This window comes from Pararhizobium sp. P1_E7 (genome assembly GCF_056405855.1).
On sequence record NZ_JBFUBH010000166.1, the window covers coordinates 1 to 2,732 of the forward strand.

The window sequence follows — 2,732 nt, forward strand, 5'->3', positions numbered from 1 at the left end:
CCTACCCCGTACCCAATTGCAAACAGGAACATCAAGAAGAAGGTCGGCTTTAGCGGCGGAGAAATGGTAATGCCCAGCTGACCGATCAGCACGGCGGCAATCAGAGTGGCAGTAACCGCGCCGAGCCCGAGACCTTTGTAGGTGAACGAGCCAAAATAATAACCCAGTCCGAGGGATAAGAAGATCGCGATCTCCGGGTAAGTTCGAAGTGTATTAACAAACCAATCGATCATGAGAATGCTACCTCTTCATTGATGACATCAGCTGCATACGATGAGACTGTCGGATCCTCGAAGCTTCAAGACACTTTTTTCGTCGCCCGGCTCCGAGCGGTTGCAAAAAAGCATCAAGTTTTTTCAGATAAAGTCAAAACAGTAGGTTGCGAACGTGGAACAATTTCTCGAGATCCACCCACCATTCGTATCTCAAGATAAAAGTTCAAAAGTTTTGCGAACCGCGGAACTATGATTTTATGAGTGTAATAGGATCAGATGGGCAGCGAAAATCCTGTATGATACGGAGAGATTACTGGCCCAGGCAGAGGAAATAGTGAATCCTTCGGTGGAAATGGAGAAATTTCGGTACACATGAATTTCGGTACACATGAATTTCGGTACACATGTCAACCTGTCAAGAGCCTGTTATGTCCTTGGTCTGGGCCGCAAGGTGCCGCCGTATCCCGTGCTTTACAGGTGACACCCAGTGCGGTTTTCCGGTCATGACTGTTCGATCGCGCGTACAATCTCCATGACGAAAGGCTAAGAAGGACTCCTGATGGGACAATCACGACCTGTAGCGAAACGTGCGCCGATCTTGTTTCTCTTCACATCTGTTGCGTCCGTGGGTTCGTTGTCGGCGCAGGAACTGCCCAAGCAGGCTGAGAAACCCGCCGAGGCAAGCAAGGCGCCGGAGCACTGGATTCCAAAACTGCGGCTTGGCGACGACAACGCTTATCTGGAATTCTACGGCCAGATTAACAAAGGGCTTCTCATTTACGACGATGGCGGCGCCACCGAAACCTATTTCCCGGTCGACAACGGCAATTCGTCTTCCCGAGCCGGTTTTCGCCTTTTCAGTCTGATGGAGAACAATTGGTCGATTGGGGGAAATCTTGAATGGGAGTGGAACCCCTATTCCACAACCAGCGTAAATCAACTCAACAAGGATGATTACGATTGGGAGACAAATCTGCTTCGGAAGGCGGAAATCTACCTCGATTCAAAAGACTACGGCAAATTCTGGTTTGGTCAGGGCAGTATGGCTTCCGATGCGACCGCGGAAGTGGATCTGTCCGGAACGAGCGTCGTGGGCTACTCATTGGTCTCGGACATGGCCGGCGGTCCGTTTTTCCGGCTGGAAGACGGCACACTCTCGACGGTACATGTCAAAGACGCGTTCTCAAACTACGATGGCGTCGGTCGCAAACTGCGCTTCCGGTATGACACCGCGTCCTTTGGTGGCTTTAGCTTCGCGACTTCGGTGGGCCAGCAGGTCGTTCCGGAAGAAACCCACGTCACGGTCTGGGACATGGCGGTACAGTACGACGAGACATTCGATGACTTCAAGATTGCCGGCGCAGTCGGTTTCTCGAGGCCGGGAGACAGCAACTCGATCTATGACGCTTCGCTTTCATTGCTCCATCTGCCGACGGGTCTGAGTGTTACGCTTGCCGCCGCCTATTCCGACAAGGAAACGGTCGATGGTCACTACGGTTACGTCAAGCTCGGTTACCAGACTGATATTTTTGAGGTCGGCAAAACCGCCTTCTCCATCGACGCCTACTTTGGAAGCGATATCGCGGGCAAGAACACTGACAGCGATTCTTTCGGTGTGCAGATGGTCCAGAACCTCGACTATCTGCAAACGGAGCTGTACCTCGGCGCCCGCACCTATTCCTACGAAGAAGAGGCAGCAAATGTTGAGGACAGTTTTGCTGTGCTTGCCGGCGCCAGGATGAAATTCTGAAAGCGGCTTGGCAGCGAAGCAGTGCGTCGTGCGACGTTGTCGGCGCTGAGATTTGCACAGCCCGCCGAAGCGGCCAGGGCGGGCTCTAGGTTCAGCAGGCGTTGCAAACTTGACCGCGTGCGGCCGGCAAACGGATCGCACAAGAGCGATCGAATTTGTAAGAAGGCCCTATCAAGCCTTGTCACATAGACTTTTCGTCAACCAGCCTACCAAACAGTATGTCTGCCGCATCGATGGGATCGCGCGCAATGGACCAACAGGGGGCGGTCGTCTCCACATGAAAACACCCGCTGTCGTCTCGGACGTCACCTACGTAAATGGCGCACGCCCTTCCGGACTTTTTATTGAAAACCAATTCGAACCAACTGCTTGGTTGCAGCCTCGGCTGGGAGATGATGGCGGTAACATAAGCCTCGTAGTCTTGGCTATCGTCGAGCCGTGCGATTTCAGCCCGCAGCTTGTTGTTCAACTCACCGAACTCAATCCGCATTGCGGGTGCCCACCAACTGCAGGCCTCGAATGGAATACAAGCGGGAATGTTGACGGTGTTGATCGCTGTTTCCTGTTCCATGGCACACCTCCTCAATCGAGCCCTGCCCGGGAAAAGCGCAAACACGGCCGGATTTCCAGTCCACAGTGATGCGAACAGGGGCAATTTGGCCTACTGCCTCGGGCCGCCAGCCAGGCTGTTTGACGGATCCAGCGTGCGTTCAGTCTTGCTCGCAAGGCTGTCGGGCGACAATGGCCAGGTTTCCGCCCAGTTCCCG

3 protein-coding genes are annotated in these 2,732 nt (G+C 53.7%); 1 reads left to right on the top strand and 2 read right to left on the bottom strand.

Annotated features, from left to right (window positions below; genetic code table 11):
- Positions 1-233 (bottom strand): aspartate-alanine antiporter-like transporter (locus AC1D17_RS28390; RefSeq protein WP_477568550.1); only part of this gene is annotated, 233 nt, incomplete at its 3' end.
- Positions 234-774: 541 nt separating this feature from the next.
- Between AC1D17_RS28390 and AC1D17_RS28395 the strand changes: the two genes are divergently transcribed.
- Positions 775-1,965, top strand: a complete 1,191-nt coding sequence (locus tag AC1D17_RS28395) for a porin (RefSeq protein ID WP_477568551.1) — start codon at positions 775-777, stop codon at positions 1,963-1,965.
- A gap of 181 nt (positions 1,966-2,146) precedes the next feature.
- On the opposite strand, the gene AC1D17_RS28400 is transcribed toward AC1D17_RS28395, so the two are convergent.
- Positions 2,147-2,536, bottom strand: coding sequence for a hypothetical protein (locus tag AC1D17_RS28400; RefSeq protein ID WP_477568552.1), 390 nt, complete (start codon positions 2,534-2,536; stop codon positions 2,147-2,149).
- Positions 2,537-2,732 lie beyond the last annotated feature (196 nt).